Raw genomic sequence first — 24,643 nt, 5'->3', positions numbered from 1 at the left:
ACCCTATCCTGACTAGGTCTTGGCCCCGAGCGAATCGTACAACTACTGTAATGTTCTTCACTAGGCGCTAATAAACTCAAATGGAGTCCTTGTTTCATGGGGTTCGGCGATGGTGATCTGAATACCTGTAAGAATATCAAGCAAAACACTCTCTCCCGCCCAAGATCGCGCACTCATGCCGAAAAGAGTTCTCAAGATTTCTCCAAATAGCCATTTTTTCGATGAAACTAAACGGCGGTATTTTTTTCGCAGGTATGGGTTGCCGGAGTCACCTCAGAAGGGCTCGGAGGATTGATCGGTTTGCCGAGGAATTTACGATTGCCAGTGCAGATGATGATATCACCATCGTCCAAAGCACGCACAAAGGTTCCCTGAACATGGATGTAATCACTAACGATAACGGTGCGAAGCATAGCTATAGATCCCTAAAATAGTCTCTCCGTTCTTTAAACCGTCCTTTGGTTAGACTACAAGCATAGCGATTAAAGTTTACGCAGGGTCTGCTGGCGACATTACGAGATAGGCCGCCGTTGGCCAGGCTAGACAGGCTGTATGCTGCGTCAGTAGGGCGCTATGTTTAACATAGGCGTAGCGGCAAGCTGTGAAGCACCGTAACGACAGCCGCCGGGCCGCAGCTCAAGAATGCTTGTTGAGCTTTCGGGCAATCTGTATAGGCTCTACAATCCGACAAACCGCTTCTTGCTCCTGATGGGCACATCATATAGGGTTTAAGTAGATCGTTAGCGCATGATGTGCTTCGGTCGCCTGTAAACTGGGCGCCGACACATCCGTGGGGTGCCCCTTTGCTATGGAGCCCCATGATGATCCATTTTCGAAGCTTAGGAACCGATATGGAACTGGTTTCTGATCCGTCCTACCCAACAAGCGCCTACCCGGGCATCCCATTGAACAGTGTTCGTGAGGCTGTGGCGAGGTTTGGCTGGAAGGCCGGGGGGTATGAGGCTCTGCTTTACGATGGTGGGATGGGAGGGCTTTCGGCATGAGCATGCAGCCAAGTGATCTTGTTGTCGCCGATGTTGCGCTTTGGGCGATGCGGTACCGCCTGACACTCGAACAAGCGATTTTCGTCGAAGCCTACCGCCATGACTTTGACCCAGTGAAGGCGCTTCGCATTGCTGGCTTTGCGGGACGGAATGGAAAAGCGCTCGCCATGAAGTTGCTTAACCAGCGCAACATTCAAGCCGCTCTCAAAGCCCGCAACGAAGAGCTTCATTGCCGCGCTGAAGAAATGCGAGAGGCAGTTTTGAAATGGACCCGAGACTTGCTCGAGGCAGATCTTGACGATATCTATGATGAAAGTAATCAACTCAAGCCTGTCGCTGAGTGGCCCGAGGTTTGGCGGAAGGGCCTCGTGCGGTCTCTCAAAGTGGACGCGGGGGCCGACAACAGCGGGCGCAATAGGGTCAAACTTTCACTGACGGATCGCCTAAACTTCCTAGAGCTTCTGATGCGACATCTGGGTATGCTCGGCCCTCGCATCAAACGCAACGAGGATAGGAAGCTTTTGGCTGCAGCGCGGGTGGCGCAAATGAGCGCTGACCAAGTGGCGTTACGGAAGCTTTATAAATAGTCCCGCGACGATATCTGAGGTATTGTCGGCGGGGGCTCAGGCTTCCCAAACGTTCTGCTCAGCATACGCTAGGTAGCGTGCAAGCACATTCACGGACTTCCAGCCTCCGGCCCTCATAATGGCAGCGGTATCGAAGCCTTTGCGCAGAAGGTCTTGGGCTGCGCCTACACGCATAGAGTGTCCGCTGAACGCCCGAACTTCTTCAGGAGAATAGCCTGCCTTTTTCGCGGCTGTTTTGACAACCGTCTTGACGGTTGTGTCGCTGAGGCTGCGATCTACCGGGCGTTCTTGATAGATTGGGCAGAAGAGCCATTCAGTGCGTGGACCGCGCCAAGCCTGCCAATCCAAAACGCGACAAGCCGTATCGGCCGAAGTAAAGGCGATGCGCCCTTGACCTTCTTGATCCGCTTTGCTGCGCCTGATCAGTACTCGAAGAGTGCCATCGCTCCGCAGCGTGATATCGTCGTCGCGCAATGCAACGAGCTCTGATCTGCGGGTCATCAGTTCATAACCTAAAGACAGCATGGCTGTGTTGCGCATTCCCCAAGGTGTCTTTGGCTGGACAGCCAGAAAACGTTCAAGGTGCAGAGCAGTCAATCCCCGGGCCTGCTGAGGGCGGACTGGTCTAGCGCGGCGCACCCGGCGGTAGGCTAGATTTATCGCTTCGTCATGTGTCGGGTCAGCAAGACCCAAGAGCCTGTGAATCTTGCGGATCGCATATAGGCGGCGCCTTACACTCGAGGGCGCCATTTGCCTGCCTTCGGCTTCCAAAAATGAGCAGACCTGCGCAACACTTGCAGGAAAGGGATCAAGCCGCTCTTGCGCACACCAAGTGACATAGGCTTGCACATCACAATGATATGCGCGCATCGTTGCATCGGAATATGCCCCATCGAGAGTTTCTAATGCTTTGCTCCAATCCAACATGCCCGGTCTCCGGTAAGAATAGTTCAGTTATGATAAAAAATAGATCATAACTAACACTATGTCAATCACGGGTCAGCAAATAAGGACAGCGCGCGCCGCGCTGAATTGGTCAGTTAAGGACCTCTCCGATGCCACAGGTATCGGTACTGCGACGATTGTGCGCTATGAAATGGCCGAAGCTACGGTGCCCAAATCGCGCAAAAACAACCTCGAAATACTCCGTACCTGTTTTGAGGCTGCCGGGATTGAGTTTATCGGCGCCCCTGACGACGCGCCCGGCCTGCGGTTTTACACAACTGTTTCCTGAAGCCGCCTTTAATGCGGCAGCATGGCACGCGTTTCAGAGCTTACTGCCAAAGAGCTTGCGCGCTGCAGTCTCCATATGTAGTGTGTGAGACACATACCGTGCGCATGATGTGCTAGGTTCGATTTCCGCTCAGTAGGGGTGATGTGCATGATGCCAATCCCTCTGCTGTTTGCAGGGACGCACCAATGCGCAATTCCGGTTTTCCCACATCAATTTTTGGCGTCATAGCACCTGCGCGTGCGCCGCCTTGCGTCTCAATTCGGCTCTTTGCCGCCACCGGCAAAGGTAGCATCTGAGAAAATTTATCCCGTCGCAAGGAACCCAGAAATGACAAATAAGCCCAAAGATCCCGTTGCTGTGCAACACAAACGCCTCCCCGTCGCGCTTGGGGGAAGTCGAGAAAACCATCAAAAGATTGTTCGTGAGGTTCATGACACCCTCCAAGCCCGCAGCGCGCTGGAGCGCCGCCGTGCTAGTGAAATCGCTATTCTGGAAATGGAGCTGGAGCAGCATCGACGGCTGCGCGATACGCGTCTTATGGCAGCTGTTCGCGATTTCGCGGCAGGCTATTTCTCATCTGGCCGTTTTGTAATCCGGCCAGATGTTGAGCAAAGACATTTGAAACTCGCGCGAGATCTGGTGGGGGAGGACCCGACGCGCCAGGTGAAAGCGGAGGAAAAGTTGCAGGCCGCGGGCACAACGCTCGATGAGCTTTACGCGCGTGCCTATCAAACACTCGCGGAGGGTTTGAGCCATCATGAAAAGCGCATCGAAAGCTTGGAAAAGCGTCGCCGCGACCTTCTGGATGATTTCGACGCTCTCCGTGTCATTGCCCCAAGGATGCGGCAAAATGGATAAGCGCGATGAAATCGGCGGTGCGCGCTCTGACCCATCGCAAAATGCCAGACGGCACGGGCTAACTGCTCCCGTGCCGAGCGAGCAAACGCTCAAGATTTACCGCGAGATTCTAAACAACCCCGGACAATGTGCGGCAAGCTACGTGACTCATGAAGTGACCCGGTTGGCATGGGCGTTGGCGGAAGCTGAGGCGCGAGTTGAGCGCGCCAGCGCAGCCGAGCGCGAGCACCTTTTTGGCGGTGCGAGAGCAGATGCTGTTACGATTGACGACTTCCGGCAAGTGGTGCTTGACGTCCCAGCAATGCGGGAAATCGTCTTATCGCAAACTGTGGATGTCGCCGCGGCAGTCGCAGCTGCGCAGGAGGCAGCATTCTGGAAAGCCTACTGGAAAAAGGCTGATCTCCTGAAGCGCTATCGCCGCGAAGCCGAGACCAGCAGGAAGAAAGCGCAAGCTGCCTATATCAAGGCGCTTGTCAAAGACGATCCTTATCCACCCGGCAAGTAGCGCGGATCGCGCTTTGAGGCGGGCATAAGGAAGTAACGGATTTGCCGTCACAAAGCGGTCATTGCTTTTCGCGGCACGCTATTTGACATTATGGATCATTCATTTTCGGGGCGAAGCCGGTCTTCGCCCCGAAATGCTCTTTGCCATACACAGTTTGTCAACAGCAACTGGAACCGCCTCCTTCGCTGTGAGCCGGCGTCTCTTCTCATCTGGGGAAAGGGGTTGAAGTCATATCTCAATCGTTTCCCATCCCAGTGTTTGTCTGGGCAAGCCGGCGCTGTAGTTCCAGCTGTTAGAACGCGACACGGAGCGTTCGTATCGTGAAGCAAGGCTCGCGCGGGGCGTTCAGAGTTTATAGTTTTTCGAGAGGTCGCCTTGTCTTCGAGGTATATAGTTGGCTTGCGCACTCGTGGTTCAATGATTTGCGCATTTCTCGTCGAATGCCGTTTCCCGAAACGAACTATTTTACTCCTTTAGGTGGTGTTGGAGAGAACCCGCCATGCTCGAAAAGGGCCTGTAGGGCAGGGCGCTGGTTGACTGTCGATGTGCAATGCGGACAACTTACATACAGGTCTGGTACCTGCAGCAGTTTGCCGGGCTGCGGCGCCGGAAAGCATCAACTAATTGGACGATAAGATAGTCCTAGGTGAGTGCGCTCAACTGTGAAGCTAAATCGCAGATAGCCGCCCTGGTGCGCGAACTCCCAGGTCTGCAGGTATGGCAACGGGACGTTTTTGGAGCCCGTTGCCGCTGGTTCCGCGAGAATGACACCGCAATCGCAGGAAAAGCAGAGCCTAACGAAATTATCGGTGTCCCGCGCATCCACCTTTAAGCGCTGCATACGGAGCTGAAGCCGTTGCTCCCTTGCGGAACTTGCTCCTAGAGAAGCTTTCGTCCCATACGTGGCTCAAGCCCAACGTGGGAACCTATTTTCCCGAAACGGCTTTAAGCACGCCATATGGTTGCATCCCGGTGGTTCTATGTTTGATGTTCTCAAACTCAACGGGCCTCAGTGTGCCCGTTCGCAGCTCGATCAAGTGACACAGCAGTTGCCCCACCAAAGCTCCGATAACTTGCAACACCAGCGGCGCGCGGGTCGATCCGCCTAACGAGGCTCAGAGATCGGGTGAAAAACGCGCCTCCTGCAACCCGCCAGGGCATTCGCGCGACTAGGGAAGCAATCTGTGATCCATTGCATTACACACCATTCATGTGTATTTACTATGTGATATAGGAGGATGGCATGCAGACCACAGCCGAAAAACAGCGCACCAATATCACCCTGACGGCAGAGAACCTCACGGCCGCCCGGGAGTTGGGCCTGAACGTCTCCGCGATCAGCGATGCTGCTGTCGGAGAAGCGGTGCGTGCAGCACGGGCCGCAGCTTGGGCGTCAGATAACGCGGCGGCAATCTCAGAGCGCCGCGCTTGGATTGACGCCCATCGGATGCCATTGGCAGACTTGCAGGTGCTGCGGCTCGGCTGATGGCGCAGTTCCACGTCTACCAAGTATCTGGCGGGCGGTTTGTCCTCGACCTCCAAACGGATCTCATCGACACCGGCTCCCGCGTCGTCGCACCTTTGATCCCAATTGCAGGCGGGCCGGGGGTCATAGGACGCCTCGAGCCAGTGTTCGAGATTAACGGCGATGCATATGTCCTGCATACTGCAGAGATGGCGGCGATCCCCTCTGCGTTGCTGAAAGGTCCTCCCATCGCCGACCTTTCCGCATCAGACTATGAAATCCGCGGTGCGCTCGACATGGTCTTTTTGGGGTTTTGAACAGGCCAATTTGACCAGCCTTCTCCTCCGCGCGTTTTCGGATCCGGTTACGCTAAGAACCCAGCAATCCGCCGCGCAATCTCGCCTCGATCATAATCCAGCGTCGCCACATGGTAAGACCGCTCTAGCCAGTTTAATTGTATCTCACTTGACCCCACTGAGGTCGCGATCCGCAGCGCGTTTTGTGGGTCGACGACATTGTCGCATCGCGACTGCATAATCTGGATCGGCTGCCGTATCAGCGGCAGCAAGGCGCCGGTCGCATTGGTCAGCAGAAACCGCTCTTTAAGCGTATCGCGTGGGATCCGATCATAGCAGATTTCGGTCCTCCCGGGTTCGGCGATGTCGGAGCCGATGCCGTCAATGAACGCGGGCCCATCAGCGTCGTAGAGCGGTGTTACAACTTCGGGGCGGTAGAGGCCTGTTGAGCCGTTGATGCTGACCACGCCCTGTATCTTATCGGGCATTCTGGCGGCGAGGTTGAGCGATAGCGTCGCGCCCAAGGAAAGCCCGCCGACGATCACCCGCGAGCAGCGTGTCGAGAGTGTGACGAGAGCGGTCTCAGCAGAGGCGACCCAATCCGCTTGACCGGTTTTTGCCAAGGCGGCAGGGGTTTCGCCATGGCCCGCAAGACGCGGGCAATACACCGTCGCGCCGCTGATCTCATGTACTTTTTCTGCGACTTCGCGCACGCTCTGCGGCGTGCTGGTGAAGCCGTGGAAAAAGAGAAATCCGGTATCGCTGCCTTCGAGAAGAAAAGGCTGCGCCTCGGGCAGGTCGAAGGGGGCGATCGGGGTTTGTTTCATAGGCGCATAAGATCGCGCTATCGCTGTGTTACGCAAATAGACTTGTGGTATCGTGCGATAACCGAACGCGATCAATCAAGCGGCGGGAAGTGGTTGCGGAACTGACGCAACAGCCCGGTATCTGCTTTGATGCTCCATGCCATCGAGATCGTCGCCTCTGCATCCAGCCCTGCTATCGGCACCATCTCCAGCGCGGCGGGCAGGCTCTCGGCCATGCTCATGGGGAAAAGCGTGACGCCGCGGTGTTCGGCCACGCGCTGCAAGATCACCTGCACGTCCCAAGCCTCATCTGCCACCATGGGGGTAAGGCCCGCGCGATCGCAAGCGCTGTCGAGCAGCGCGCGCCATGAGCGCCAATTTTCCCGCAGCCCCATAACGAAAGGCATCTTCGACAAATCAGCCACGCGCGCGGGGGCTTCGCCTGCGGGGGCGACCACGCCAATGCGCGAACTCCAGACGGGCATTTGGTCGATCCCCGGAGCACCCACGGTGGGATGAGACAACAAAAAGCCGAGGTCGATCACGCCGGACTTCAGATTTTTTAGCATGTTATCCGTGGACATGACATGCATCTCGACCTGCACGCCGGGGACGCTGCGGTGGAAGGCATCCAGCGCTTCCGAGATTTGCCGTGAGGTGGCGAGGGCGGAATAGCCCACGATGATATGCCCACGGGCCCCGGCAGCATTCTGGCGTGAAGCGCGGATTGTCCGCTCGAACTGCGCGACCGTCTGGCGCGCATCGTCGAGGAAAACGACGCCTTCCGGTGTGGGGATCACGCGCGGCCCGCTGCGATCGAATATCCGAAACCCCAAATCCACCTCAGTGTCTTTCACGGCTTTCGAAATGGCCGGCTGCGCGATATTGAGCATCTCGGCTGCGGCGCGGAAGCCCTGGGCATCGGCCACGGCCAAAGCGTATCGCAGATGTCGGAGGTCGAGCCTTGTGGGTTTCCTGCCGTCGTTCATTAATGTTTCCGTGTTGATCGCGTTTCGTTATCACTCGATCAACCATCGCTATTTGTCAACTGACCCTTCAGCGGAGAGGTTGAATCGGAATTACGGGCCGGGTTCCCGTCTTGGTATGGGGAGGAGGCCCGATGCTGACGCTGTTCAACAGATTATGCTCTTGGCTGATGTTTATCGGCGGCTTTGGCGTCATCGCGATGATGCTGAACATCGTGGCGGATGTCGTCGCTAAACTGGTGTGGAACGCGCCGATCCAAGGCACGGTCGAGATGTCGTCCTACTACTATATGGTCGCGCTGGTCATGCTGCCGATGGCCTTTGTCGAGATGCAGGACCAGCAAATCTCCGTCGATCTGTTGTTCAATCACTTCCCCGCCTGGCTTCAGAAACTCGCGTTGCTCTTTAGCTGCCTGGCCGCCGCCGCCATCTTGGCCGTAATGACATGGCGCACCGGGCTGGACGCGATACGCGCCTTGCGTGTGGGCGAAGTCGTGATGGGCGGGCGTGAGGTCATCGTCTGGCCCTCACGTTTGGTTCTGCCGCTCGGCTTCGGCCTTGCCAGTCTCGCCGCGTTGCTGCGGGGTCTGCTGGTGCTGCGCGGGCAGCCTGTCACCCAGTCCGACCTTGATGGGGGCATGTCATGAGTAATCTCGTTATCGGCTGGATCGGTGTGGGCACGTTGTTCGGTCTGCTGGCCTTTCGGATGTCCATCGGGACGGCGCTTATGGCGGTGTCCTTTGTGGGCATCACGGTGATGTTCAACCTGCAAGCCGCTTTTGGCATCGTCAGCGCCATGCCATTCAATTTGATCGGAGACTGGTCGCTGACGGCAATCCCGATGTTCCTCTTCATGGGCTTCATCGCCGCCAATACCGGACTTACCGCAGGCGCGTTTGACCTTTTGCGGGTGCTGCTGGCGCGGGTGCCTGGCGGTCTGGCCTCGGCCAGTGTCGGCGCTTGCGGGCTTTTCGCGGCTGCTTCCGGCTCTTCCATCGCGACCACCGCCGCCATGTCGAAGATCGCCGTGCCGGAGATGCTGAAGGCGAAATATCACCCCTCGCTGGCCACCGGTGTGGTCGCGGCCTCAGGCACGCTAGGCTCTCTCATCCCGCCGTCGATCCTCATGGTGCTCTACGGCATTTTCACCGAGCAATCGATCGGCCAGCTCTTCATCGCGGGCGTCATTCCCGGTGTACTCTCAGCCTTCGTATATATGGCGATGATCACCGTGCGCGCCACGGTCACACCCCAGCTGGCTCCGCCCGTGGTCGAACGGATCGACCGGGCGCAAGTGCTGGGCCTGCTTTGGTCCGTTTGGCCATTTCCTGTGCTGGTGCTCGGCGTCTTGGGTGGCATCTTTGGTGGTTTCTTCACCCCAACGGAGGCCGGTGCCGTGGGTGCATTCCTTGCCGCGACGGTTGCATTGCTGCGCCGCTCGCTGACCCGCAAAGCGCTGGCCGAGGCGATCCGCCAGACAACGCTCGCGACCTCTTCGATCTTTTTCCTTTCCATCGGCGCAGTGATGTTCACCCGCTTCATGGGGCTGTCGGGCGTACCGCGCGCCCTAACGGATATGATGCTGTCGGTGTCGGACAATCAGATCGTGATCATCCTGATGATTGCCGCGCTTTTCGTCATCTTGGGAATGGTGATCGACTCCATCGGTCTCATTCTGCTGACGCTACCGATCCTGCTCCCGGTGCTTGAGGCCGCAGACATCAACCTCATTTGGTTCGGCATCATTTGCATCAAGCTTTTGGAGATCGGGCTGGTGACACCGCCTGTCGGCTTGAACCTTTATGTCCTGCACAGCGCGCTCTCGGGCGAGGTCAAGCTGCGCGACATCATCTCGGGCACGACATGGTTCATCGCCATGGACATCGTGACGCTTTTTATCCTGATCGCCTTTCCCGCGATCAGCCTGTTCCTGCCCTCGCTCATGGCGCAGTAACGCTTTTTTAACCGGAGGAGACGACAACATGAAACTCAACACATCCATACTGGCCCTCGCGGTCTGTGGCCTCGGCACCGCCGCCGCAGCCCAGAACGCCAACCACTTCTTTGCGGAACGCCATTCGATGGTGCGCGGTCCTTACGTGGAATTTGCCGAACGTGTGGCCGAAGAAACCAATGGGGAGGTGAATTTCACCGTCTTCGCTGGCGGCTCCCTGCTGCCGCCTGCAGCTTCACTGCAAGGCGTGCGCGATGGCGTGGCACAGGTGACCTATCACGCGGGCACTTATACACCGTCCGAACTGCCTGTCGCGAACCTGATCGGCAACTTCGCCTTTTACAATACTGACCCGATGGTCATGGCCTTCGCCTCGACCGAGTTTGGCCTCACCAACGAAGCCGCCTTGGCCGAGTGGAAAGAGAATGGCGTGGTATTCGGCGGCGGCTACTCGACCTCTGAATATTATATGATGTGCAACACGCCCGTTGCTACCTATGATGACATTCAAGGCAAACGCCTGCGCATGGCCGGGGGCGCCTGGTCGCGTTTTGCCGAACATGTGGGCGCCGTGCCCGTGTCGATCCCCTCCAGCGAGATGTACACAGGCCTCGATACAGGCTCGCTCGATTGCGCCGTGGCGGCCGCTGACGCGCTCGATTCCTTTTCGCTTTCCGATGTAGTCACGCATCTGAACATGCTGGCCGTCGGCAACTACTACGCCGGTTTCGAGTGGGGCTATAATCCGACGTTTTGGCAGGGTCTGTCGCAAGAATCGCGCGACGTTTTGTTTGACCAAATGGCCTATTATTTGGCGCAGCACCGGGTTGAGTTCGACAAGGACGTCGACAAAGCGGTCTCTGCTGCGAAAGAAGGCGGTATGGAAGTTTTCGAGCCCGACCAAGCTCTTAAAGACGCGCTGGCGGAATTCGTCAAAGCGGACGAAGCCGTGCTGATCGAAAACGCCAAAAGCCGCGGGATCGAGAACCCCGAGTCTCTGCTGGAAGACTATAAGCGCATTGTGGACCGCTGGGCCGAACTGCTGGCCGATGTGGATCACACCGATACCGAGGCGCTCGCGGCTCTGGCAAAAAGCGAGATCTATGACAAGCTAGACCGTGCAAACTACGGCATGAACTAAGCTTTAGAGCGCAGAAGGGTAGGGGCGCCGCAATGGCGCCCCTTAGCCCGCCCGCATTGGCAACCATCGACCGCGCGGCGCTTCGGTGACCAGCGCCCGGTCCCTGACCAATAGCTCACCCCGAGAAAGCACATGGCGCGGCATGCCTTTGACGGTAGTGCCTTCGAAGGGATTGTACCCGGTGTTGTCATGCAGATCATCGGCGCCGTAGGTGTAAGAAGCCTCAGGATCCCAAATCGCCAGATCAGCATCGAAGCCTTCGCCAATCGCGCCTTTGCCATCCAGACCAAAGGCTCGCGCAGGCGCGGTGGCGGTCACTTTGGCGAATGCTTCGACATCCATGCGTCCCTTGCTCACCATCGCGCTGAACATCAGCGGCAAGCGCGTCTCCAGCCCCGGCATCCCATTGGCGATTTGATTGAATGGCGCGTTTTCCCCATGGGCGAACTTGCCGCTTGCGTCCATCCGGTAGGGCGCATGGTCTGAGGTGATCAGCTCAATCGTGCCATCGGCCATTGCCTCCCAAAGAGCGGCCTGGTCCTCAGTACTGCGCTGCGGAGGGGAGCACATAAAGCGGGCCGGATGCTCGCTGTCCAGAATATCCTCGGTCATGAAAAGGTAATGCGGACAGGTCTCCGCCTGCACCATCACCCCACGCGCGCGGGCCTGCCGGATGATCTCAGCTCCTTCGCGGGTCGAGACGTGAAAGATCATCACCCGCGCCCCGGTGAATTCGGCAAAACGGCACATCCGTTCAATCGCCTCAATCTCTGCCTCGCGTGGGTGAGAGGCGGCGTGGTATTTCGGGGCGGTCTTGCCCTCGGCCAGCAGCTTTTCGGTCATATGGCCGATCATCCCGTCATTCTCGGCGTGAAAACAGACGAGCGCGCCTGCATCCCGCGCCAAAGCAAGGATATCGAGGATAGATTTATCGTTCTGACGAACCTTGGCGTAGGTGGTGAATATCTTGATCGAACGGTGCCCTTCGGCGATCAGCGCCGGGATGTCTTCGGCCAGATTGCCATTGCCCGTGTCGGCGACGATCATGTGAAATGCGTGATCGATCACCGCGCCCTTCTTGGCAAGCGCGGCATAGTTCCCCACGACCTTCCGCATCTTCTGGCCCGCGTGCTGCGCGGCGAATGAAACGGTGGTCGTGGTTCCGCCCATCGCGGCAGAGCGTGTGGCGGTGCGGAACGTATCGGCATTCATCAACCCCGCGCCGGACATCTGTTCGATATGGCAGTGGGTATCTACACCACCGGGCAATACCAAGAGGCCGCGCGCGTCGATTTCTGTCGGGGCAGAGGATGTGATGGTGCTGCTCAACTCACTGATTTTACCATCCGCGATGGCGATGTCCTGAACCGCAGCGCCTATGGGCGTTACAACGGTCCCGCCACGAATGACGGTGTCAATCTGTTTGCTTTGCATGGCAACCTCGACGATATGCAGTATCTGGGTGGTGAAAATAATCATACCATGCGTATACCATATGGTATACCGATAAAAGATATATCGCGGCGGAGGCGGGCTCTTAGCCCCGGGAGGAGGTAACATGACCGATAAAATCGAAACGCTCGGGGATGCCACCTTCAAACGGCTGAGGGCGATGATCTTGGACGGCACGCTTGAGCCGGGCACGCGGCTGAGCGAAAAGAAGTTCGCCGACCGTTTGGGCGTATCGCGCACACCAGTGCGAGAGGCAATCGGTCAGCTGGTCAGCGAAGGTCTTGCAAAGCGCAGCGCAGGTAGCGCGCCGGTGGTCTCAAGCGTGTCCCTAAATGAGATCATGGAGATCCTGCATGTGCGTAGCCTGCTGGAATGTGAGGCGGCGCGCAAAGCCGCGTCCTCGGGTAGACCCACTGCCGAACTGAATGATATTCGCATTAGAATGCAAGGATTTATAGACGGACCGCGCCCCACAGCGGCAGAGCATTCGGCTCTGGATATGCGGCTTCATTTCATCCTTGCCGAGATGGCAGGCTCCAATCTTTTGATTGAGTTGATCGAAAGCCTTAAGGTCAAAACCGGTATGTATGATCAAGGTTCGATCCCCGATCGTCTGGTGCCGGGGTGCGAGGAACATATCGCTTTGATCGACGCGGTCATCGCCGGGGAGCCGGAAGCTGCCAGCGCTGCAATGAAGCTGCATCTCAGCAATGTTCGAGAATCGATCATTTCGCACATTTATCATCCGTTCTGATCCCCCGTGGTGCAGCGCCGGCGCAAAGGTGGTTGACTCAGCATTCCGAGTGTATACCGTATGGATACCAATTAGGAGCGCAGTGGGGATTCCATGCAGGCGCAACGACCCGAGGGCGGTATCGTTCTCGCGATCACCTTTCAGTATTACCGCGATTTGCCGACAGCGATGCGCTTCTACGAGGACGTGCTGGGCCTGACGCTCGCCATCGATCAGGGGTGGTCCAAGATCTACCGGATCGACGGCCAGGCCCATGTCGGTCTCGTGGATGAGACACGCGGCATGCAGAAATGGCAGGAGAAGAAGACCGTTCAGCTTTGCCTGCGCGTGCCGGATGTCGACGCTTGGTATGCTTGGGCCGAGGCCAACAAGGTCGCAGGGCTAACCAAGATGTTTGACAGTGATGAGCTGGGCATCCGCGCCTTCGCTATGAACGATCCCGAGGGCTATCAGATCGAGGTGCAGACTGCCCGCCCGGGCCACTGACGCCGATCATCCGTCGCCATAATGAATGAGGGCCCGCCAAGTGGCCCCGTCACCCATCCAACAGTGGAGAAGCTACCCATGAAATATCTCAGTGAAACCGCGCTGCGTGCCAGCGCCCTCGGTCTGGCCCTGATGGCCACGACGGCGGGCGCGGCGCTGGCCGAGAAATCGGTCACCATCGGCCTTACCGCGGACCCGAGCCACCTCTACCCGCTGGCGGGCGAGGAGTTGTCGTCCAACATCATGTATTACCACCTCTATGATCCGCTGGTGAAGCGCAGCGCCGATCTGTCCTTCGGGCCCGGCCTCGCCGAAAGCTGGGAGAATGTCGATGACACCACATGGCGCTTCAAGCTGCGCGAGGGCGTGAAGTTCCACAACGGCAACGACTTCACCGCCGAGGACGTGGTCTTCACCGTCGAGAAGGCGCGCGAGTCGATCCGCCCGGACCTTGTGGCCAATATCGCCTCGATCACGGCGGTCGACGATTACACCGTCGAGATCAAGACACCCAAGCCCTACGCGGTACTGCCCAACGATCTGGCGGAGCTGCTGATCCTCGACAGCGAATACACCCAAGCCACCGGCGACGAGAAGATGGACCTCGAGCCGATGGGGACCGGCCCCTACAAGCTGGAAAGCTGGATCAAGGAAGAGAAGCTGGTGCTCTCGGCCTTCGATGACTACTGGGCCGGCGAGCCGAAGATCGACACGGTCACCTTCCGCCCGATCAGCAACCCTGCGACCCGCACAGCCGCGCTGCTGACCGGCGAGGTGGATGTGATCCAAGACCTCGCGGTGCGGGATGTGGATCGGGTCAAACGCGAAGAGGGTTTTGAGGTCGTCACCCGCCCGAGCCTACTGAATGTCGTGCTGGCCATGGATACCCGGGAGAAATCCCCGACCATCGAGGGCGACAACCCGATGACCGACCAGCGAGTGCGCGAGGCCATCGCGCGGGCCATAGACACCGACGCGATCAACAAGATCGTTATGAACGGTCTGGCCACCCCGAGCGACCAATATGTCCCCGAAAGCCACATCGGCTATGCCGACGGCATGAGCTTCCGCGAGATGTACCCGGTGGACATCGAGAAGGCGAAAGAGCTTATGGCCGAGGCGGGCTATGCCGACGGCTTCACCATGACGCTGGACGCCACCAACAATCGCTACGTCAACGACGCGCAGATCGCGCAGGCGCTGGCCTCGATGCTGGCCAAGATCAACATCGACCTGCAGCTGAACATCATGCCGAAGTCAAACTTCTGGGGCTACATCCGCGTGCCCACGGAGAACTCCAGCTTCATCATGTCGGGCTGGGACGTGCCGGCGGGGGATGCGGGCTCCATGTATGGCGCGCTGTTCTACACCCGCGACAAAAAGGAAGGCTACGGGCAGGTCAACCGCGGTTCCTACTCCAACCCCGAGCTCGACGCGCTGGTCGACAAGGCCGACGCCACCCCCAGCATCGAGGAGCGTGACCAGTACCTGCAGGAAGCCTCCAAGCTCTTGTTGAACGACATCCCGATGATCCCCGTGCATTACGAGCAGGACATCTACGCCAAGCGTGACGGCGTGATGCTGGAGCCGCGTGTGGACAAGTTCATCTGGGCCTATGACATGGACGTGGCGGAGTAAGCCGCAGCCTCCGACCCCGGCGGCCTGCGCTGCCGGGGTCTTTCTTTTCCTTGCCGAAAGACCGCCCCCGATGTTCGGATATCTGCTCAAACGTCTGATCCAGATGACGCTTGTCCTCTGGATCGTCTCCGTGATCGTCTTCTTGATGATGAGTTTCACCGGCGATCCGGTGTTCATGGTCGTGCCGATCGACGCCACCGATGCCGAGATCGCACAGGCGCGCCGCATCCTCGGGCTCGACCAGTCGCTGTTGGTGCAATACGGGCGCTTCATCACGAGCCTCGTGCAGGGCGATTTCGGCAATTCCTACGTCTTCCGCCAGCCCGCGATGACGCTGATCTTGGAGCGTCTCCCCGCCACCGTCGAGATGGTCCTGGTCGCCATGGCGCTGGCGCTTGCGGTGGCCATTCCGCTTGGCGTCTATGCCGGGGCCAACCCGAATTCCCGCATAAGCCGCACGATCATGGCGGGCTCCCTTCTGGGCATCTCGCTGCCGGGCTTCTGGGTCGGCATGGTGCTGATCTTCCTCTTCGCCGTGCATTGGGGGATCTTCCCCTCCTCGGGGCGCGGCGACACGGCCGAGATCTTCGGGCTGCGCATTAGCCTGCTGACCGCCGACGGCTGGCACCACATCATTCTCCCGGCAGTGACCCTCTCGCTCGCCACCATGGCAATCCTCTTGCGCATGACCCGCGCGGGCATGATGGAAGTGGGGCGGCAGGACTTCATGAAGTTCGCCCGCGCCAAGGGCGCCACCCGCCGCGACGTGCTCTACAAACATGGGCTGAAGAACGCGCTCATTCCGGTCATAACCATATTCGGCCTGCAACTGGGCGATCTCATTGCATTCGCCACGATCACCGAAACGATCTTTTCCTGGCCCGGCATGGGCAAGCTTTTGATCGACAGCATCTACCGCGCCGACCGCCCGGTGATCGTCGTCTACCTGATGCTGGTGGCGCTGATCTTCGTCATCATTAATTTCCTCGTCGACATCGTCTACACGCTGATCGACCCGCGCATCACGTTGAAATGAGGGCGGTGACATGACGGCATTCTTCCAATCCGAGTTTTTCTACAATTACCGCCGCAGTTCCTCGGCGATGATCGGCAGCGCGCTGATGGCGTTCTTTGCCCTCGCGGTGCTGCTTGGCCCCTTCCTCGTGGCGCAGGACCCCTACGACATCGCGGCACTGAACCTGATGGACAGCTACAAGCCGCCCTTCTGGCTTGAAGGGGGCGACCCGCAGTTCTGGCTCGGCACCGACGGGCAGGGGCGCGACGTCTGGGCCTCAATCCTCTACGGCGCGCGGATCTCGCTGTTCATCGGGCTGGTGGCGATGGCGGCCTCCTGTTTTATCGGCACGCTTCTGGGCCTGATCGCCGGGTTCTACGGCGGCATCGTCGACAGCGTCATCATGCGCATCGCCGACATCCAGCTTTCCTTCCCCTCAATCCTGATCGCGCTGTTTCTGATGTCTGCCGTGGGCACCGGGATCGACAAGGTGCTGATCGCGCTGACGGCCGTCGGATGGGTGGTCTATGCCCGGACCGTGCGCGGCTCGACCCTGTCGGAGATCGAGAAGGAATATGTGCAGGCGGCTAAAGTCGCCGGCCTGCCGAACCACAAGATCATCCGCAAACACGTGCTGCCCAACGTGCTGACGCCACTCATCGTCATCGCGACGATCCAAGTGGGCACCTTCGTGCTGATCGAGGCGTCGCTGTCCTTCCTCGGGGTCGGCGTGCCGATCACCCAGCCGTCGCTGGGGCTGCTGATCAAGAACGGTTTCGACGTGCTGTTCTCCGGCCTGTGGTGGACCAGCGTCTTTCCCGGCGTGGCAATCATGATGCTGGTCTTCGGCATCAACCTCTTTGGCGATTTCCTGCGCGACGAACTGAACCCGAGGCTGAAATGATGCGCGACACGGCACAGCAGAAACTGCTCGAGGTCCGGAACCTCAGAACCCATTTCCACACCTTCGCGGGCACGGTGAAAGCCGTGAACGGCGTCAGCTTCGACATCGCGGCGGGCGAGGTCATGGGCCTCGTGGGCGAAAGCGGCGGCGGCAAGTCGGTTGTCGGCTTCTCGATCCTCGGGCTGATCGACAGCCCTGGCAAGATCGAGAGCGGTGAGATCCTGCTCGACGGGGAAGACCTCGTGAAGGCCGGGGAGACCCGGCTGCGCGAGATCCGGGGGCGTGACATCTCGATGGTGTTCCAAGACCCGATGACCTCGCTCAACCCGCTGCATACGGTGGGCCGGCAGATGGACGAGGTCCTGCGCCTGCACAGCGACCTGGACGCCGAGGCGCGTCACGCGGCCTGCGTCGAGATGCTGGAAAGCGTCGGCATCAGCCGCGCGGCGGAGCGGCTCAAGGCCTATCCGCACCAGTTCTCGGGCGGGATGCGCCAGCGCGTGGTGATCGCCATCGCGCTTCTGGCGCGGCCCCGGTTGATCATCGCCGATGAGCCGACGACGGCGCTCGATGTAACGATCCAGAGCCAGATCCTGAAACTGATGCGCCGCCAGATCGCCGAGAAGGGGGCCTCGATGATCCTCGTCACCCACGACCTCGCCGTGGTCTCCGAGATGGCAGACCACATCACCGTGCTCTATTGCGGCAATGTGGTCGAGCGTGGCCGCACCCGCGAGTTGATCGAGGCCCCGGCGCATCCCTACACGCGCGGGCTGATCGACAGCATCCCGGACCTCGGCAACCGGCACGAACGGCTGAAACAGATCCCCGGCACCGTACCGGATATTCGAAACCTGCCCCGGGGTTGCAACTTCCGCGACCGCTGCCCGCGCGCGCAGGCCCTTTGCGCGAAAATCGAACCCGATCTGATGCCGCAGCGCGGCTCGCTATCGGCGGCCTGTCACTTTCCTCTCAGCCCCGGAGACTCCGCATGACCGACGCCCCTGCACCCATGCTCGACGTGCGCGACCTCGAGATGCATTTCTCCTTAGGCGGCTCCGTCCTCGACCGACTGCGTTTTGGCAAGAAGGGCCCTCGGATCGACAAGCCTGTGGTCCGCGCGGTCAACGGGGTGAACTTCAGCATCGCACGCGGTGAGATCATGGCGCTGGTGGGCGAAAGCGGCTGTGGCAAGTCCACCGTCGCCAAGACCATCGCGCGCATCTACAAACCCACGGGCGGCGAATTGCGCATTGATGGTGAGGACGTCGCCGAGCACGACTTTGCGCAGATGTTGCCCGTGCGCGCCAAGATGCAGATGATCTTCCAGGACCCCTATGCCTCGCTCAACCCGCGCCAGAAAGTGCGCGATATCGTGGCGGAACCGCTGCTGCAGCAGACCAAGACCGCCGCTGAACGGCGCGAGGTGCCAAAGAGGATCGAAGCGCTTCTGGCGAAGGTCGGCCTCAACGCCGAACACGCCGGGCGCTACCCACACCAGTTCTCCGGCGGCCAGCGTCAGCGCATCGGGATCGCGCGGGCGCTTTCGGTCACCCCGGGGCTGATCGTCGCGGACGAGCCGGTCTCGGCGCTCGATGTTTCAATCCAGGCGCAGATCCTCAACCTGATGAAGGACCTACGCGACGAGTTCGGCCTCGCCTATCTCTTCATCAGCCATGACCTCTCGGTCGTGCATCATATCGCCGACAAGATCGGCGTGATGTACCTCGGTTTCATGGTCGAGAACGCCCCGCGCGACGTGCTGTTCTCGCGTCCACGTCATCCCTACACACGCGCCCTTCTCTCGGCCGCACCCAGCATCAAGGAAAAGCGGGATAAAGAGGAAATCGAGCTTACGGGCGAGGTGCCTTCGGCGTTGTCGCTGCCCTCGGGATGCTGTTTCCGTACCCGCTGCCCCTTCGCCTGGGACCGCTGCGCGGCTGAACGGCCCGCCCTGCGCGATGTCGGCGACGGCCAGACCGTTGCCTGCCACTTGATTGATGAGCCGGAAAGGGATGTCTCATGACCCTGATAGCACAGGCCCGGCTGGGCCTTCACGACCCGCATGACTGTACCGACGCCAATGACGAGTTGACGGTGCTGCATGCGGTCTACGACACGCTGGCGAAACGAAACGGGCAGGGGTTCGTCCCCGCACTGGCGCAGAATTGGGAGGTGTCGGAGGACGCGCGCGTCTGGACCTTCACGCTTCAGCCAGACGTGACTTTCCACGACGGCACCCCCTGCGACGCGAAGGCGGTGGCCGCCTCGCTCAATCGCATGGCGCGGGAGGACAAAGGCTATACCGTGGGCGCGCCTGCAGTCTGGCGGCAGTTTCTGGGCGGAGCCAAGCTAGAGGTTCTGGCACCGACGCGGATGCGCGTTACCCTGACCGCGCCGATGGCGGATTTGCTCGACGTGTTGGAGCAGGGCTTCATCGTCGCACCTTCGGCTTTCGCGGCGCTCGATGCGGGGGATTACAGTGTTCAGATTGGGAGCGGGCCTTACCAGATCACCGAGATCACGCCCGAGCGGATCAATGCCGAACGGGTAGCGGGGCATTTTTCCGGCACCCCGGCGAATGAGACGGTCACATGGCTGCTCGAGCCCGACGCCACCAAGCGTCAGGCGATGCTGGCGGACGGCAGGGTGCAGGTCGCCAATGGCCTCGACTTCGCGGCCTCGCGCAGCCTTGGCACCATGCGGCATGAATTCCTGTCGCCCGTCGCGATTATCTACCTGTTGAATGCCGCAAGCGGCCCGCTGGCTGATGCCCGCGTCCGCCGGGCGCTCAGCCTCGCTGTCGACCGCGAGGCCATCATCCAAACAGTGTTGCAGGGCGCCGCGTGTCCCTTGCGCGGTTTCGTCAGCCCGAACCATTTCGGCGCCGGGACGGGGCAGGGTGCGCTGATGGATCGTAACACCGCCCGCGCTTTGCTGGCCGAGGCGGGGCACGGCGATGGAATGACGCTCGACGTCGATTGCCCGACGCGCCTGCCGGATGAGGCCGAGCGACTGACCGCCGCCCTTGGGGAACAGCTGAAGGAGGTGGGGATCACACTCAACGTGCACATCCACCCCGAGCGCGAAGACTACGCCCACATGGTCCGCCGTAAGGAAATCCGCGATCTCTGCGTTTTCGACTCGAGCCCGATGAGCACCTACCGCGTGCTGTACGAGAAGATCGACAGCCGCGTGGCCGGCTCCTGGTGGCAGGGCTATGCCAACTCCAAGATCGAGGCGCTGATCGACAAGGGCCGTGTGATGCCCGACCGCGATGCGCGTGCGCGGGTCTGGCAGAAAGCTTACGCGCTGCTGCAGGAAGACCCGGCCTGGCTCACGCTCTACAACCCGCTGCGGGTGATCGGCATCGCGGGGGAGCATCCCGATTTCGCCATGCCCGCCGACGGGGTGATCGACGTGTCCGCCTTGCCGCATCTGCCGGAGGTGGCCCATGCAGGCTGACACGCTTCTGACTGGCGGCATCGTCATCACCATGGACCCCGCTCGCCGGGTGATCGAGACCGGTGCGGTGGCCGTCCAAGACGGCAGGATCGTGGCCATCGGCCGGGCCACCGAACTCGCCGAACAGGTCGAGGCCGCCGAGGTCATCGACTGCACCGGCCATGTCGTCTTTCCGGGGCTCGTGGATGTGCATGCCCACGCCGGCCATGGTCTGATCAAGACCATGGGCATGCACGGGGGAGATCGTTGGGAGGCGATCTGCGGCGAGGTCTATACACAGATCTCGCCCCCCGATTTCTGGCGTGCGGAAGCGCGGCTTGCCGCCCTCGAGCGGCTGCGCTTCGGCGTGACCACCGGCGTGTCGCTCTTGGGCGGCGGCGACACGATCATGCGCAGCGACGATCCCGCCTATGCCGCGGCGCATTGCGAAGGCGTGCTGGAGGTCGGCACCCGCAGCGTCGTGGCCGTGGGCCCCACCCGCGCACCACACCCGCTGACTTACGCCGATTGGGAGACCGGCGAGCGGCGCCCCTATCCGGTGAGCTTCGAGCGGCAGTTCGACACCGCGAAAGCCGTGGCCGAAGACTGGCATGACACCCACGCGGGCCGGATCAACATCGCCATGCTCTACCCCGTCCTGCGCGACGAACACGAACGCGACATGGCCCCGGAAGATTACGCCGCCGCCTGCGCGCAGACCCAAGCGGTGCAGGCCCATGCCCGCGACAAGGGACTGGTGTTTACCCAGGACGGCCACTGGCGCGGCTCGATCCGGCGGGCCAAGGAACTCGGGGTACTGGGACCGAACGCCCTGCTGTCGCATTGCATCGACTTGCATGACGACGAGATGGCCGCGGTCGCCGAAACAGGCACTAAGATCGCGCACAACCCCTCGGCCAATGCCTCGATCTCGGGCCGCTGCCCGGCGGTCGAGATGATGGACATGGGCGTCTGCGTCGGTCTCGGCTCGGACGCCACCGCGCCCGACCGCTCCGGCGACATGTTCCGGCACATGCAGCAGGCGATGCACTACCACCGCCGCCACTTCCTCGACGCCGACGTGCTGCCGATCGGCAAGGTGCTGGCCATGTGCACCATCGACGGAGCGCGCGCGCTCGGGATGGAAGACCGCATCGGCTCGCTTGAGGTCGGCAAGCAGGCCGACATCGTGACCATGGACCTCGCCCGACCGCATCTGCAGCCCGGCAACATGGCGGTGCACCGGCTGGTCTGCTTTGCCAACGGCAACGACGTGAGCAACGTGATGGTGGCCGGCGAGATGGTGCTGCGCGACGCCCGTGCGACGCGGCTCGACGAAGGCGCGGCTTTGCGCGAAGCGGCCACGCAGGCCGAGCGGATGATCGACCGCCTCGGCGGCGGGGCGGACCTCGATCTGCCCGCGAATTTCTGGGGCAGCACCCCCCACGGCACGGAAGGCCAGCCATGACCATCTACATCATAAACCCCAACAGCAGCCAGCATGTGACCGACGGCATCGACCGCGCCGTCGATCCGATGCGCGCGGCCTCCCCGGTACCGATCGTGGCGCGGACCCTGGCCGAAGGCCCCCCGGGGATCGAGACGCAGGCCCATGTCGACGGTGTCGTCGGCCCGATGCTGGCGCATTGCACGGCGCTCGAAGATCAGGCCGGCGCCTTTGTCGTCGCCTGTTTTTCGGACCCCGGTCTGGCGGCGCTGCGCGAACAATCGGACCGCCCGGTGCTGGGCATCGCGGAGGCGGCGGTGCTAACGGCGATGACGCTGGGCCAGCGTTTCGGCATCATCTCGATCCTGCGCCGCTCGATCCCGCGGCACATGCGCTACCTCGGCGCCATGGGGGTGATGGATCGGCTCGCGGGCGACGAACCGCTGGAGCTTGGCGTGCTGGAACTGGCCGATGAGACCCGCACCTTCGAGCGGCTGAAGACCGTCGGTACCTCGCTGCGCGATGGCGCGGGGGCGGATGTGTTGATCCTCGGCTGCGCCGGGATGACCGCCTTTCGCGGTGAGCTTGAAACAACCCTCGGCGTGCCCGTCATCGAGCCCTGTCAGGCGGCCACCGCCATGGCGATCGGCCGGGTCGCCTTGCAACAGACAAGATAGGAGAGAACATGTCCGCACTCACAGCAGAGGCGAAAGGCGTCTTCGTCATCGCCGTGACCCCTTTTCACCCCGATGGCCGCATCGACATGGAAAGCTGCGACCGCATGGTCGACTTCTATCTCGACGTGGGGGCCACGGGCCTGACGGTCCTGGGCATGATGGGCGAGGCCCCGAAGCTCGCGGTCGAGGAATCGCAAGAGGTCGTCGCCCGTATCCTGGAACGCGTCGATGGCCGGGTGCCGGTGGTCGTGGGCGTCTCCGCCCCTGGGTTTGCGCAGATCGACACACTCACCCGCGCAGTGATGGAGCTTGGCGCTGCCGGTGTCATGGTTGCCCCGCCGGGAAGCCTGTGTACCGACGACCAGATCGTGAATTATTACCGACAGGTGGCCGAGGTGCTGGGCGACGTTCCCTTCGTGCTGCAGGATTTCCCGCTCGTGACCGGCGTGCAGATCGCGCCCAAGGTGATCGCGCGGATCGTCAACGAACTGCCCACCTGCGTCTGCCTGAAACATGAGGATTGGCCGGGGCTCGAGAAAATCTCCGCCCTGCGGGCCGAGGGCATGCTGGAGCGCCCGCTGTCGATCCTTTGCGGCAACGGCGGGCTGTTCCTGCCCGAGGAGATGGGCCGCGGTGCCGATGGCGCGATGACCGGGTTCGCCTATCCGGAGATGATGGTGCAGGTGGTCGATCTGTGCAGCCGCGGCGAGCTGACCCGCGCGCAGGACATCTTCGATGCCTACCTGCCGCTGGCGCGCTTCGAGCAGCAGCCGGCCCTGGGTCTGGCGATCCGCAAATACACGCTCGCGAAACGCGGCATCATCGCCCATGACGCGCAGCGCCGCCCCGGTGCCGCGCTGAGCGAAGCCGCCCGCGCCGAGGTCGACCGGCTGATCTCGCGACAGGAAAAACGATTGAAGGAACTGAACTAATGGATCTCGAACTGAACGGCAAACGCGCGCTTGTACTGGGGGCCAGCCGGGGCCTCGGCATGGCAATCGCCAAGTCCTTGGCCGCCGAGGGCGCGACCGTCTTCGCCGCAGCGCGCAGCCGCGACAAGATCGCCGATTGGGCGGAAGGCATGGAGAACGTCCACCCCGTTGAATGCGACCTGTCGGACCTCGCCCAGGTCGACGCGCTGGCCGACCAACTGCTCTCGGACGGCGGCGCGGACATCATCGTCAACAACGGCGGCGGCCCGCCCCCGGGCACTGCGCAAGGAGCAGAACGCGGCCAGTGGCTGGCGCATTTCGAGGCGATGGCGGCCAACCTGTTCCACCTCAACACGCGTCTCCTGCCAGAAATGAAGGCACGTCGCTGGGGTCGGATCATCTCGATCACCTCCTCGGGCGTGGAGCAGCCCATTCCGAACCTCGCGCTCAGCAACGGCATCCGCTCGGCGGTGGTGGGCTGGTCGAAGACTCTGGCAAACGAGGTCGCGGGCGACGGCATCACCGTCAATGTGGTCATGCCCGGGCGCATCCACACGCAGCGGGTTGATGAGCTTGACGCCGCCGCGGCCAAGCGCACCGACAGCGACGTGGCCGAGGTGGCCGCCAAGTCCCGCGCCACGATCCCGGCGGGCCGCTACGGCAAACCAGAAGAATTTGCCGATGTGGTCACCTTCCTCGCCTCGGCGCGGGCAGGCTACGTCACCGGATCGCGCATCCGCATTGACGGCGGCGCAATCAAGGGGATTTGATCGGAATCGATCAACGGCAGCAAAGCGCCAAGAGGGTGCTTGGGTGCAATGGTTGCTACATAAAGGGTGACCACCCGAGCCTTATTCGCACTAAGAGGGGCCTGTCTAGCGCGCGCAGCGGTACGCCTTCGCGCTAGATAGGCCGCCGTCAAGATCTCACTACTTGCGCGCGTAAACGTTCTCGTAGCGAATGCTGTCATCCTCACCCAGGTAGGACCCGGTCTGGACTTCAATCCGTCATGTTGACCGAAGCGGACCAACGAAGAAACACACCTGCAAATCAACCGC

Annotated in this window: 26 protein-coding genes; 21 read left to right on the top strand and 5 right to left on the bottom strand. The window is 60.8% G+C overall.

Going from position 1 to position 24,643, the window contains the following annotated elements:
- Nucleotides 1–227: 227 nt before the first annotated feature.
- Nucleotides 228–413 carry a hypothetical protein gene (locus tag ACGYK9_RS16955; RefSeq protein ID WP_394413902.1) on the bottom strand — a complete coding sequence of 62 codons (186 nt, stop codon included), beginning with the start codon at nucleotides 411–413 and terminating at the stop codon, nucleotides 228–230.
- 587 nt (nucleotides 414–1,000) lie between these two features.
- On the opposite strand from ACGYK9_RS16955, the gene ACGYK9_RS16950 reads away from it, so the two are divergent.
- Entirely contained in the window at nucleotides 1,001–1,591 is a 591-nt protein-coding gene (locus ACGYK9_RS16950; RefSeq protein ID WP_394413905.1) for a terminase small subunit, read from the top strand.
- A gap of 36 nt (nucleotides 1,592–1,627) precedes the next feature.
- On the opposite strand, the gene ACGYK9_RS16945 is transcribed toward ACGYK9_RS16950, so the two are convergent.
- Nucleotides 1,628–2,518, bottom strand: a complete 891-nt coding sequence (locus tag ACGYK9_RS16945) for a tyrosine-type recombinase/integrase (protein ID WP_394413908.1) — start codon at nucleotides 2,516–2,518, stop codon at nucleotides 1,628–1,630.
- 58 nt (nucleotides 2,519–2,576) lie between these two features.
- Here ACGYK9_RS16945 and ACGYK9_RS16940 point away from each other — a divergent pair, with 58 nt between their 5' ends.
- The 5 genes from ACGYK9_RS16940 to ACGYK9_RS16920 all read left to right on the top strand — a co-directional run bounded on the left by ACGYK9_RS16940 (nucleotide 2,577) and on the right by ACGYK9_RS16920 (nucleotide 5,970).
- Nucleotides 2,577–2,825 carry a helix-turn-helix domain-containing protein gene (locus tag ACGYK9_RS16940; RefSeq protein WP_271694085.1) on the top strand — a complete coding sequence of 83 codons (249 nt, stop codon included), beginning with the start codon at nucleotides 2,577–2,579 and terminating at the stop codon, nucleotides 2,823–2,825.
- A 327-nt stretch (nucleotides 2,826–3,152) separates the two neighbouring features.
- The gene (locus ACGYK9_RS16935) at nucleotides 3,153–3,683 is read left to right on the top strand and encodes a hypothetical protein (protein ID WP_394413912.1); all 531 of its coding nucleotides are present in this window, start codon (nucleotides 3,153–3,155) and stop codon (nucleotides 3,681–3,683) included.
- Nucleotides 3,676–4,188, top strand: coding sequence for a hypothetical protein (locus ACGYK9_RS16930; protein ID WP_394413915.1), 513 nt, complete (start codon nucleotides 3,676–3,678; stop codon nucleotides 4,186–4,188). Before ACGYK9_RS16935 ends, ACGYK9_RS16930 begins: the two co-directional genes overlap by 8 nt.
- A gap of 1,243 nt (nucleotides 4,189–5,431) precedes the next feature.
- Nucleotides 5,432–5,674, top strand: coding sequence for a type II toxin-antitoxin system CcdA family antitoxin (locus tag ACGYK9_RS16925; protein WP_209219515.1), 243 nt, complete (start codon nucleotides 5,432–5,434; stop codon nucleotides 5,672–5,674).
- On the top strand, nucleotides 5,674–5,970 hold the full coding sequence (locus ACGYK9_RS16920) for a CcdB family protein (RefSeq protein ID WP_394413919.1): 297 nt from the start codon (nucleotides 5,674–5,676) through the stop codon (nucleotides 5,968–5,970). Before ACGYK9_RS16925 ends, ACGYK9_RS16920 begins: the two co-directional genes overlap by 1 nt.
- A 47-nt stretch (nucleotides 5,971–6,017) precedes the next feature.
- On the opposite strand, the gene ACGYK9_RS16915 is transcribed toward ACGYK9_RS16920, so the two are convergent.
- Together ACGYK9_RS16915 and ACGYK9_RS16910 are read right to left on the bottom strand one after the other, a co-directional pair.
- On the bottom strand, nucleotides 6,018–6,776 hold the full coding sequence (locus tag ACGYK9_RS16915) for an alpha/beta hydrolase (RefSeq protein WP_394413922.1): 759 nt from the start codon (nucleotides 6,774–6,776) through the stop codon (nucleotides 6,018–6,020).
- 71 nt (nucleotides 6,777–6,847) lie between these two features.
- Nucleotides 6,848–7,744 (bottom strand): LysR family transcriptional regulator, encoded by an 897-nt coding sequence (locus ACGYK9_RS16910; RefSeq protein WP_394413925.1) that lies wholly within the window; start codon nucleotides 7,742–7,744, stop codon nucleotides 6,848–6,850.
- Nucleotides 7,745–7,875: 131 nt separating this feature from the next.
- Here ACGYK9_RS16910 and ACGYK9_RS16905 point away from each other — a divergent pair, with 131 nt between their 5' ends.
- Genes ACGYK9_RS16905 through ACGYK9_RS16895 form a run of 3 tightly spaced genes read left to right on the top strand, consistent with a single transcriptional unit; the run spans nucleotide 7,876 to nucleotide 10,836 of the window.
- Nucleotides 7,876–8,388, top strand: coding sequence for a TRAP transporter small permease subunit (locus tag ACGYK9_RS16905; RefSeq protein WP_394413928.1), 513 nt, complete (start codon nucleotides 7,876–7,878; stop codon nucleotides 8,386–8,388).
- Complete coding sequence (locus tag ACGYK9_RS16900; RefSeq protein WP_394393805.1) at nucleotides 8,385–9,695, top strand: TRAP transporter large permease; 1,311 nt, start codon at nucleotides 8,385–8,387, stop codon at nucleotides 9,693–9,695. The genes ACGYK9_RS16905 and ACGYK9_RS16900 overlap by 4 nt, the downstream gene beginning before the upstream one ends.
- 28 nt (nucleotides 9,696–9,723) lie before the next feature.
- Nucleotides 9,724–10,836 (top strand): C4-dicarboxylate TRAP transporter substrate-binding protein, encoded by a 1,113-nt coding sequence (locus ACGYK9_RS16895; RefSeq protein WP_394413931.1) that lies wholly within the window; start codon nucleotides 9,724–9,726, stop codon nucleotides 10,834–10,836.
- A gap of 42 nt (nucleotides 10,837–10,878) precedes the next feature.
- Here ACGYK9_RS16895 and hydA read toward each other — a convergent pair whose 3' ends face one another.
- On the bottom strand, nucleotides 10,879–12,315 hold the full coding sequence (hydA, locus tag ACGYK9_RS16890) for a dihydropyrimidinase (RefSeq protein ID WP_394413934.1): 1,437 nt from the start codon (nucleotides 12,313–12,315) through the stop codon (nucleotides 10,879–10,881).
- Nucleotides 12,316–12,394: 79 nt separating this feature from the next.
- On the opposite strand from hydA, the gene ACGYK9_RS16885 reads away from it, so the two are divergent.
- The 12 genes from ACGYK9_RS16885 (at nucleotide 12,395) to ACGYK9_RS16830 (ending at nucleotide 24,355) form a co-directional block, all read left to right on the top strand.
- On the top strand, nucleotides 12,395–13,042 hold the full coding sequence (locus ACGYK9_RS16885) for a GntR family transcriptional regulator (protein WP_394413937.1): 648 nt from the start codon (nucleotides 12,395–12,397) through the stop codon (nucleotides 13,040–13,042).
- Nucleotides 13,043–13,135: 93 nt separating this feature from the next.
- Entirely contained in the window at nucleotides 13,136–13,528 is a 393-nt protein-coding gene (locus ACGYK9_RS16880; protein WP_168612356.1) for a VOC family protein, read from the top strand.
- A gap of 78 nt (nucleotides 13,529–13,606) precedes the next feature.
- Nucleotides 13,607–15,166: an ABC transporter substrate-binding protein gene (locus ACGYK9_RS16875; protein WP_394413940.1), complete on the top strand. Its 1,560-nt coding sequence runs from the start codon at nucleotides 13,607–13,609 to the stop codon at nucleotides 15,164–15,166.
- 70 nt (nucleotides 15,167–15,236) lie between these two features.
- Nucleotides 15,237–16,202 (top strand): ABC transporter permease, encoded by a 966-nt coding sequence (locus ACGYK9_RS16870; protein WP_394413943.1) that lies wholly within the window; start codon nucleotides 15,237–15,239, stop codon nucleotides 16,200–16,202.
- Between the two features lie 10 nt (nucleotides 16,203–16,212).
- Complete coding sequence (locus ACGYK9_RS16865; RefSeq protein ID WP_168612353.1) at nucleotides 16,213–17,085, top strand: ABC transporter permease; 873 nt, start codon at nucleotides 16,213–16,215, stop codon at nucleotides 17,083–17,085.
- Nucleotides 17,085–18,080 carry an ABC transporter ATP-binding protein gene (locus ACGYK9_RS16860; RefSeq protein ID WP_394413946.1) on the top strand — a complete coding sequence of 332 codons (996 nt, stop codon included), beginning with the start codon at nucleotides 17,085–17,087 and terminating at the stop codon, nucleotides 18,078–18,080. The genes ACGYK9_RS16865 and ACGYK9_RS16860 overlap by 1 nt, the downstream gene beginning before the upstream one ends.
- Nucleotides 18,077–19,111, top strand: a complete 1,035-nt coding sequence (locus ACGYK9_RS16855; protein ID WP_394413949.1) for an ABC transporter ATP-binding protein — start codon at nucleotides 18,077–18,079, stop codon at nucleotides 19,109–19,111. Before ACGYK9_RS16860 ends, ACGYK9_RS16855 begins: the two co-directional genes overlap by 4 nt.
- Entirely contained in the window at nucleotides 19,108–20,550 is a 1,443-nt protein-coding gene (locus ACGYK9_RS16850) for an ABC transporter substrate-binding protein (RefSeq protein ID WP_394413952.1), read from the top strand. The genes ACGYK9_RS16855 and ACGYK9_RS16850 overlap by 4 nt, the downstream gene beginning before the upstream one ends.
- A complete protein-coding gene (locus tag ACGYK9_RS16845) occupies nucleotides 20,540–21,997 on the top strand; it encodes an amidohydrolase family protein (protein WP_394413955.1) in 1,458 nt (485 codons plus the stop codon). The genes ACGYK9_RS16850 and ACGYK9_RS16845 overlap by 11 nt, the downstream gene beginning before the upstream one ends.
- The gene (locus ACGYK9_RS16840) at nucleotides 21,994–22,653 is read left to right on the top strand and encodes an aspartate/glutamate racemase family protein (protein WP_394413958.1); all 660 of its coding nucleotides are present in this window, start codon (nucleotides 21,994–21,996) and stop codon (nucleotides 22,651–22,653) included. The genes ACGYK9_RS16845 and ACGYK9_RS16840 overlap by 4 nt, the downstream gene beginning before the upstream one ends.
- 8 nt (nucleotides 22,654–22,661) lie before the next feature.
- Nucleotides 22,662–23,585 carry a dihydrodipicolinate synthase family protein gene (locus ACGYK9_RS16835; protein ID WP_394413961.1) on the top strand — a complete coding sequence of 308 codons (924 nt, stop codon included), beginning with the start codon at nucleotides 22,662–22,664 and terminating at the stop codon, nucleotides 23,583–23,585.
- Complete coding sequence (locus tag ACGYK9_RS16830; protein WP_394413964.1) at nucleotides 23,585–24,355, top strand: SDR family oxidoreductase; 771 nt, start codon at nucleotides 23,585–23,587, stop codon at nucleotides 24,353–24,355. The genes ACGYK9_RS16835 and ACGYK9_RS16830 overlap by 1 nt, the downstream gene beginning before the upstream one ends.
- Nucleotides 24,356–24,643: the final 288 nt, after the last annotated feature.

The sequence above is a fragment of the Sulfitobacter sp. 1A15258 genome, from assembly GCF_043557045.1.
Classification (GTDB): Bacteria; Pseudomonadota; Alphaproteobacteria; order Rhodobacterales; family Rhodobacteraceae; genus Sulfitobacter; species Sulfitobacter faviae.
This window is presented reverse-complemented; position numbering and strand designations above follow the sequence as displayed.

Bases quoted from the DNA above. Each gene is read 5' to 3' on its own strand.
- ACGYK9_RS16955 (WP_394413902.1), bottom strand. From the start codon at position 413: ATGCTTCGCACCGTTATCGTTAGTGATTACATCCATGTTCAGGGAACC.
- ACGYK9_RS16950 (WP_394413905.1), top strand. From the start codon at position 1,001: ATGAGCATGCAGCCAAGTGATCTTGTTGTCGCCGATGTTGCGCTTTGG.
- ACGYK9_RS16945 (WP_394413908.1), bottom strand. From the start codon at position 2,518: ATGTTGGATTGGAGCAAAGCATTAGAAACTCTCGATGGGGCATATTCC.
- ACGYK9_RS16940 (WP_271694085.1), top strand. From the start codon at position 2,577: ATGTCAATCACGGGTCAGCAAATAAGGACAGCGCGCGCCGCGCTGAAT.
- ACGYK9_RS16935 (WP_394413912.1), top strand. From the start codon at position 3,153: ATGACAAATAAGCCCAAAGATCCCGTTGCTGTGCAACACAAACGCCTC.
- ACGYK9_RS16930 (WP_394413915.1), top strand. From the start codon at position 3,676: ATGGATAAGCGCGATGAAATCGGCGGTGCGCGCTCTGACCCATCGCAA.
- ACGYK9_RS16925 (WP_209219515.1), top strand. From the start codon at position 5,432: ATGCAGACCACAGCCGAAAAACAGCGCACCAATATCACCCTGACGGCA.
- ACGYK9_RS16920 (WP_394413919.1), top strand. From the start codon at position 5,674: ATGGCGCAGTTCCACGTCTACCAAGTATCTGGCGGGCGGTTTGTCCTC.
- ACGYK9_RS16915 (WP_394413922.1), bottom strand. From the start codon at position 6,776: ATGAAACAAACCCCGATCGCCCCCTTCGACCTGCCCGAGGCGCAGCCT.
- ACGYK9_RS16910 (WP_394413925.1), bottom strand. From the start codon at position 7,744: ATGAACGACGGCAGGAAACCCACAAGGCTCGACCTCCGACATCTGCGA.
- ACGYK9_RS16905 (WP_394413928.1), top strand. From the start codon at position 7,876: ATGCTGACGCTGTTCAACAGATTATGCTCTTGGCTGATGTTTATCGGC.
- ACGYK9_RS16900 (WP_394393805.1), top strand. From the start codon at position 8,385: ATGAGTAATCTCGTTATCGGCTGGATCGGTGTGGGCACGTTGTTCGGT.
- ACGYK9_RS16895 (WP_394413931.1), top strand. From the start codon at position 9,724: ATGAAACTCAACACATCCATACTGGCCCTCGCGGTCTGTGGCCTCGGC.
- hydA (WP_394413934.1), bottom strand. From the start codon at position 12,315: ATGATTATTTTCACCACCCAGATACTGCATATCGTCGAGGTTGCCATG.
- ACGYK9_RS16885 (WP_394413937.1), top strand. From the start codon at position 12,395: ATGACCGATAAAATCGAAACGCTCGGGGATGCCACCTTCAAACGGCTG.
- ACGYK9_RS16880 (WP_168612356.1), top strand. From the start codon at position 13,136: ATGCAGGCGCAACGACCCGAGGGCGGTATCGTTCTCGCGATCACCTTT.
- ACGYK9_RS16875 (WP_394413940.1), top strand. From the start codon at position 13,607: ATGAAATATCTCAGTGAAACCGCGCTGCGTGCCAGCGCCCTCGGTCTG.
- ACGYK9_RS16870 (WP_394413943.1), top strand. From the start codon at position 15,237: ATGTTCGGATATCTGCTCAAACGTCTGATCCAGATGACGCTTGTCCTC.
- ACGYK9_RS16865 (WP_168612353.1), top strand. From the start codon at position 16,213: ATGACGGCATTCTTCCAATCCGAGTTTTTCTACAATTACCGCCGCAGT.
- ACGYK9_RS16860 (WP_394413946.1), top strand. From the start codon at position 17,085: ATGCGCGACACGGCACAGCAGAAACTGCTCGAGGTCCGGAACCTCAGA.
- ACGYK9_RS16855 (WP_394413949.1), top strand. From the start codon at position 18,077: ATGACCGACGCCCCTGCACCCATGCTCGACGTGCGCGACCTCGAGATG.
- ACGYK9_RS16850 (WP_394413952.1), top strand. From the start codon at position 19,108: ATGACCCTGATAGCACAGGCCCGGCTGGGCCTTCACGACCCGCATGAC.
- ACGYK9_RS16845 (WP_394413955.1), top strand. From the start codon at position 20,540: ATGCAGGCTGACACGCTTCTGACTGGCGGCATCGTCATCACCATGGAC.
- ACGYK9_RS16840 (WP_394413958.1), top strand. From the start codon at position 21,994: ATGACCATCTACATCATAAACCCCAACAGCAGCCAGCATGTGACCGAC.
- ACGYK9_RS16835 (WP_394413961.1), top strand. From the start codon at position 22,662: ATGTCCGCACTCACAGCAGAGGCGAAAGGCGTCTTCGTCATCGCCGTG.
- ACGYK9_RS16830 (WP_394413964.1), top strand. From the start codon at position 23,585: ATGGATCTCGAACTGAACGGCAAACGCGCGCTTGTACTGGGGGCCAGC.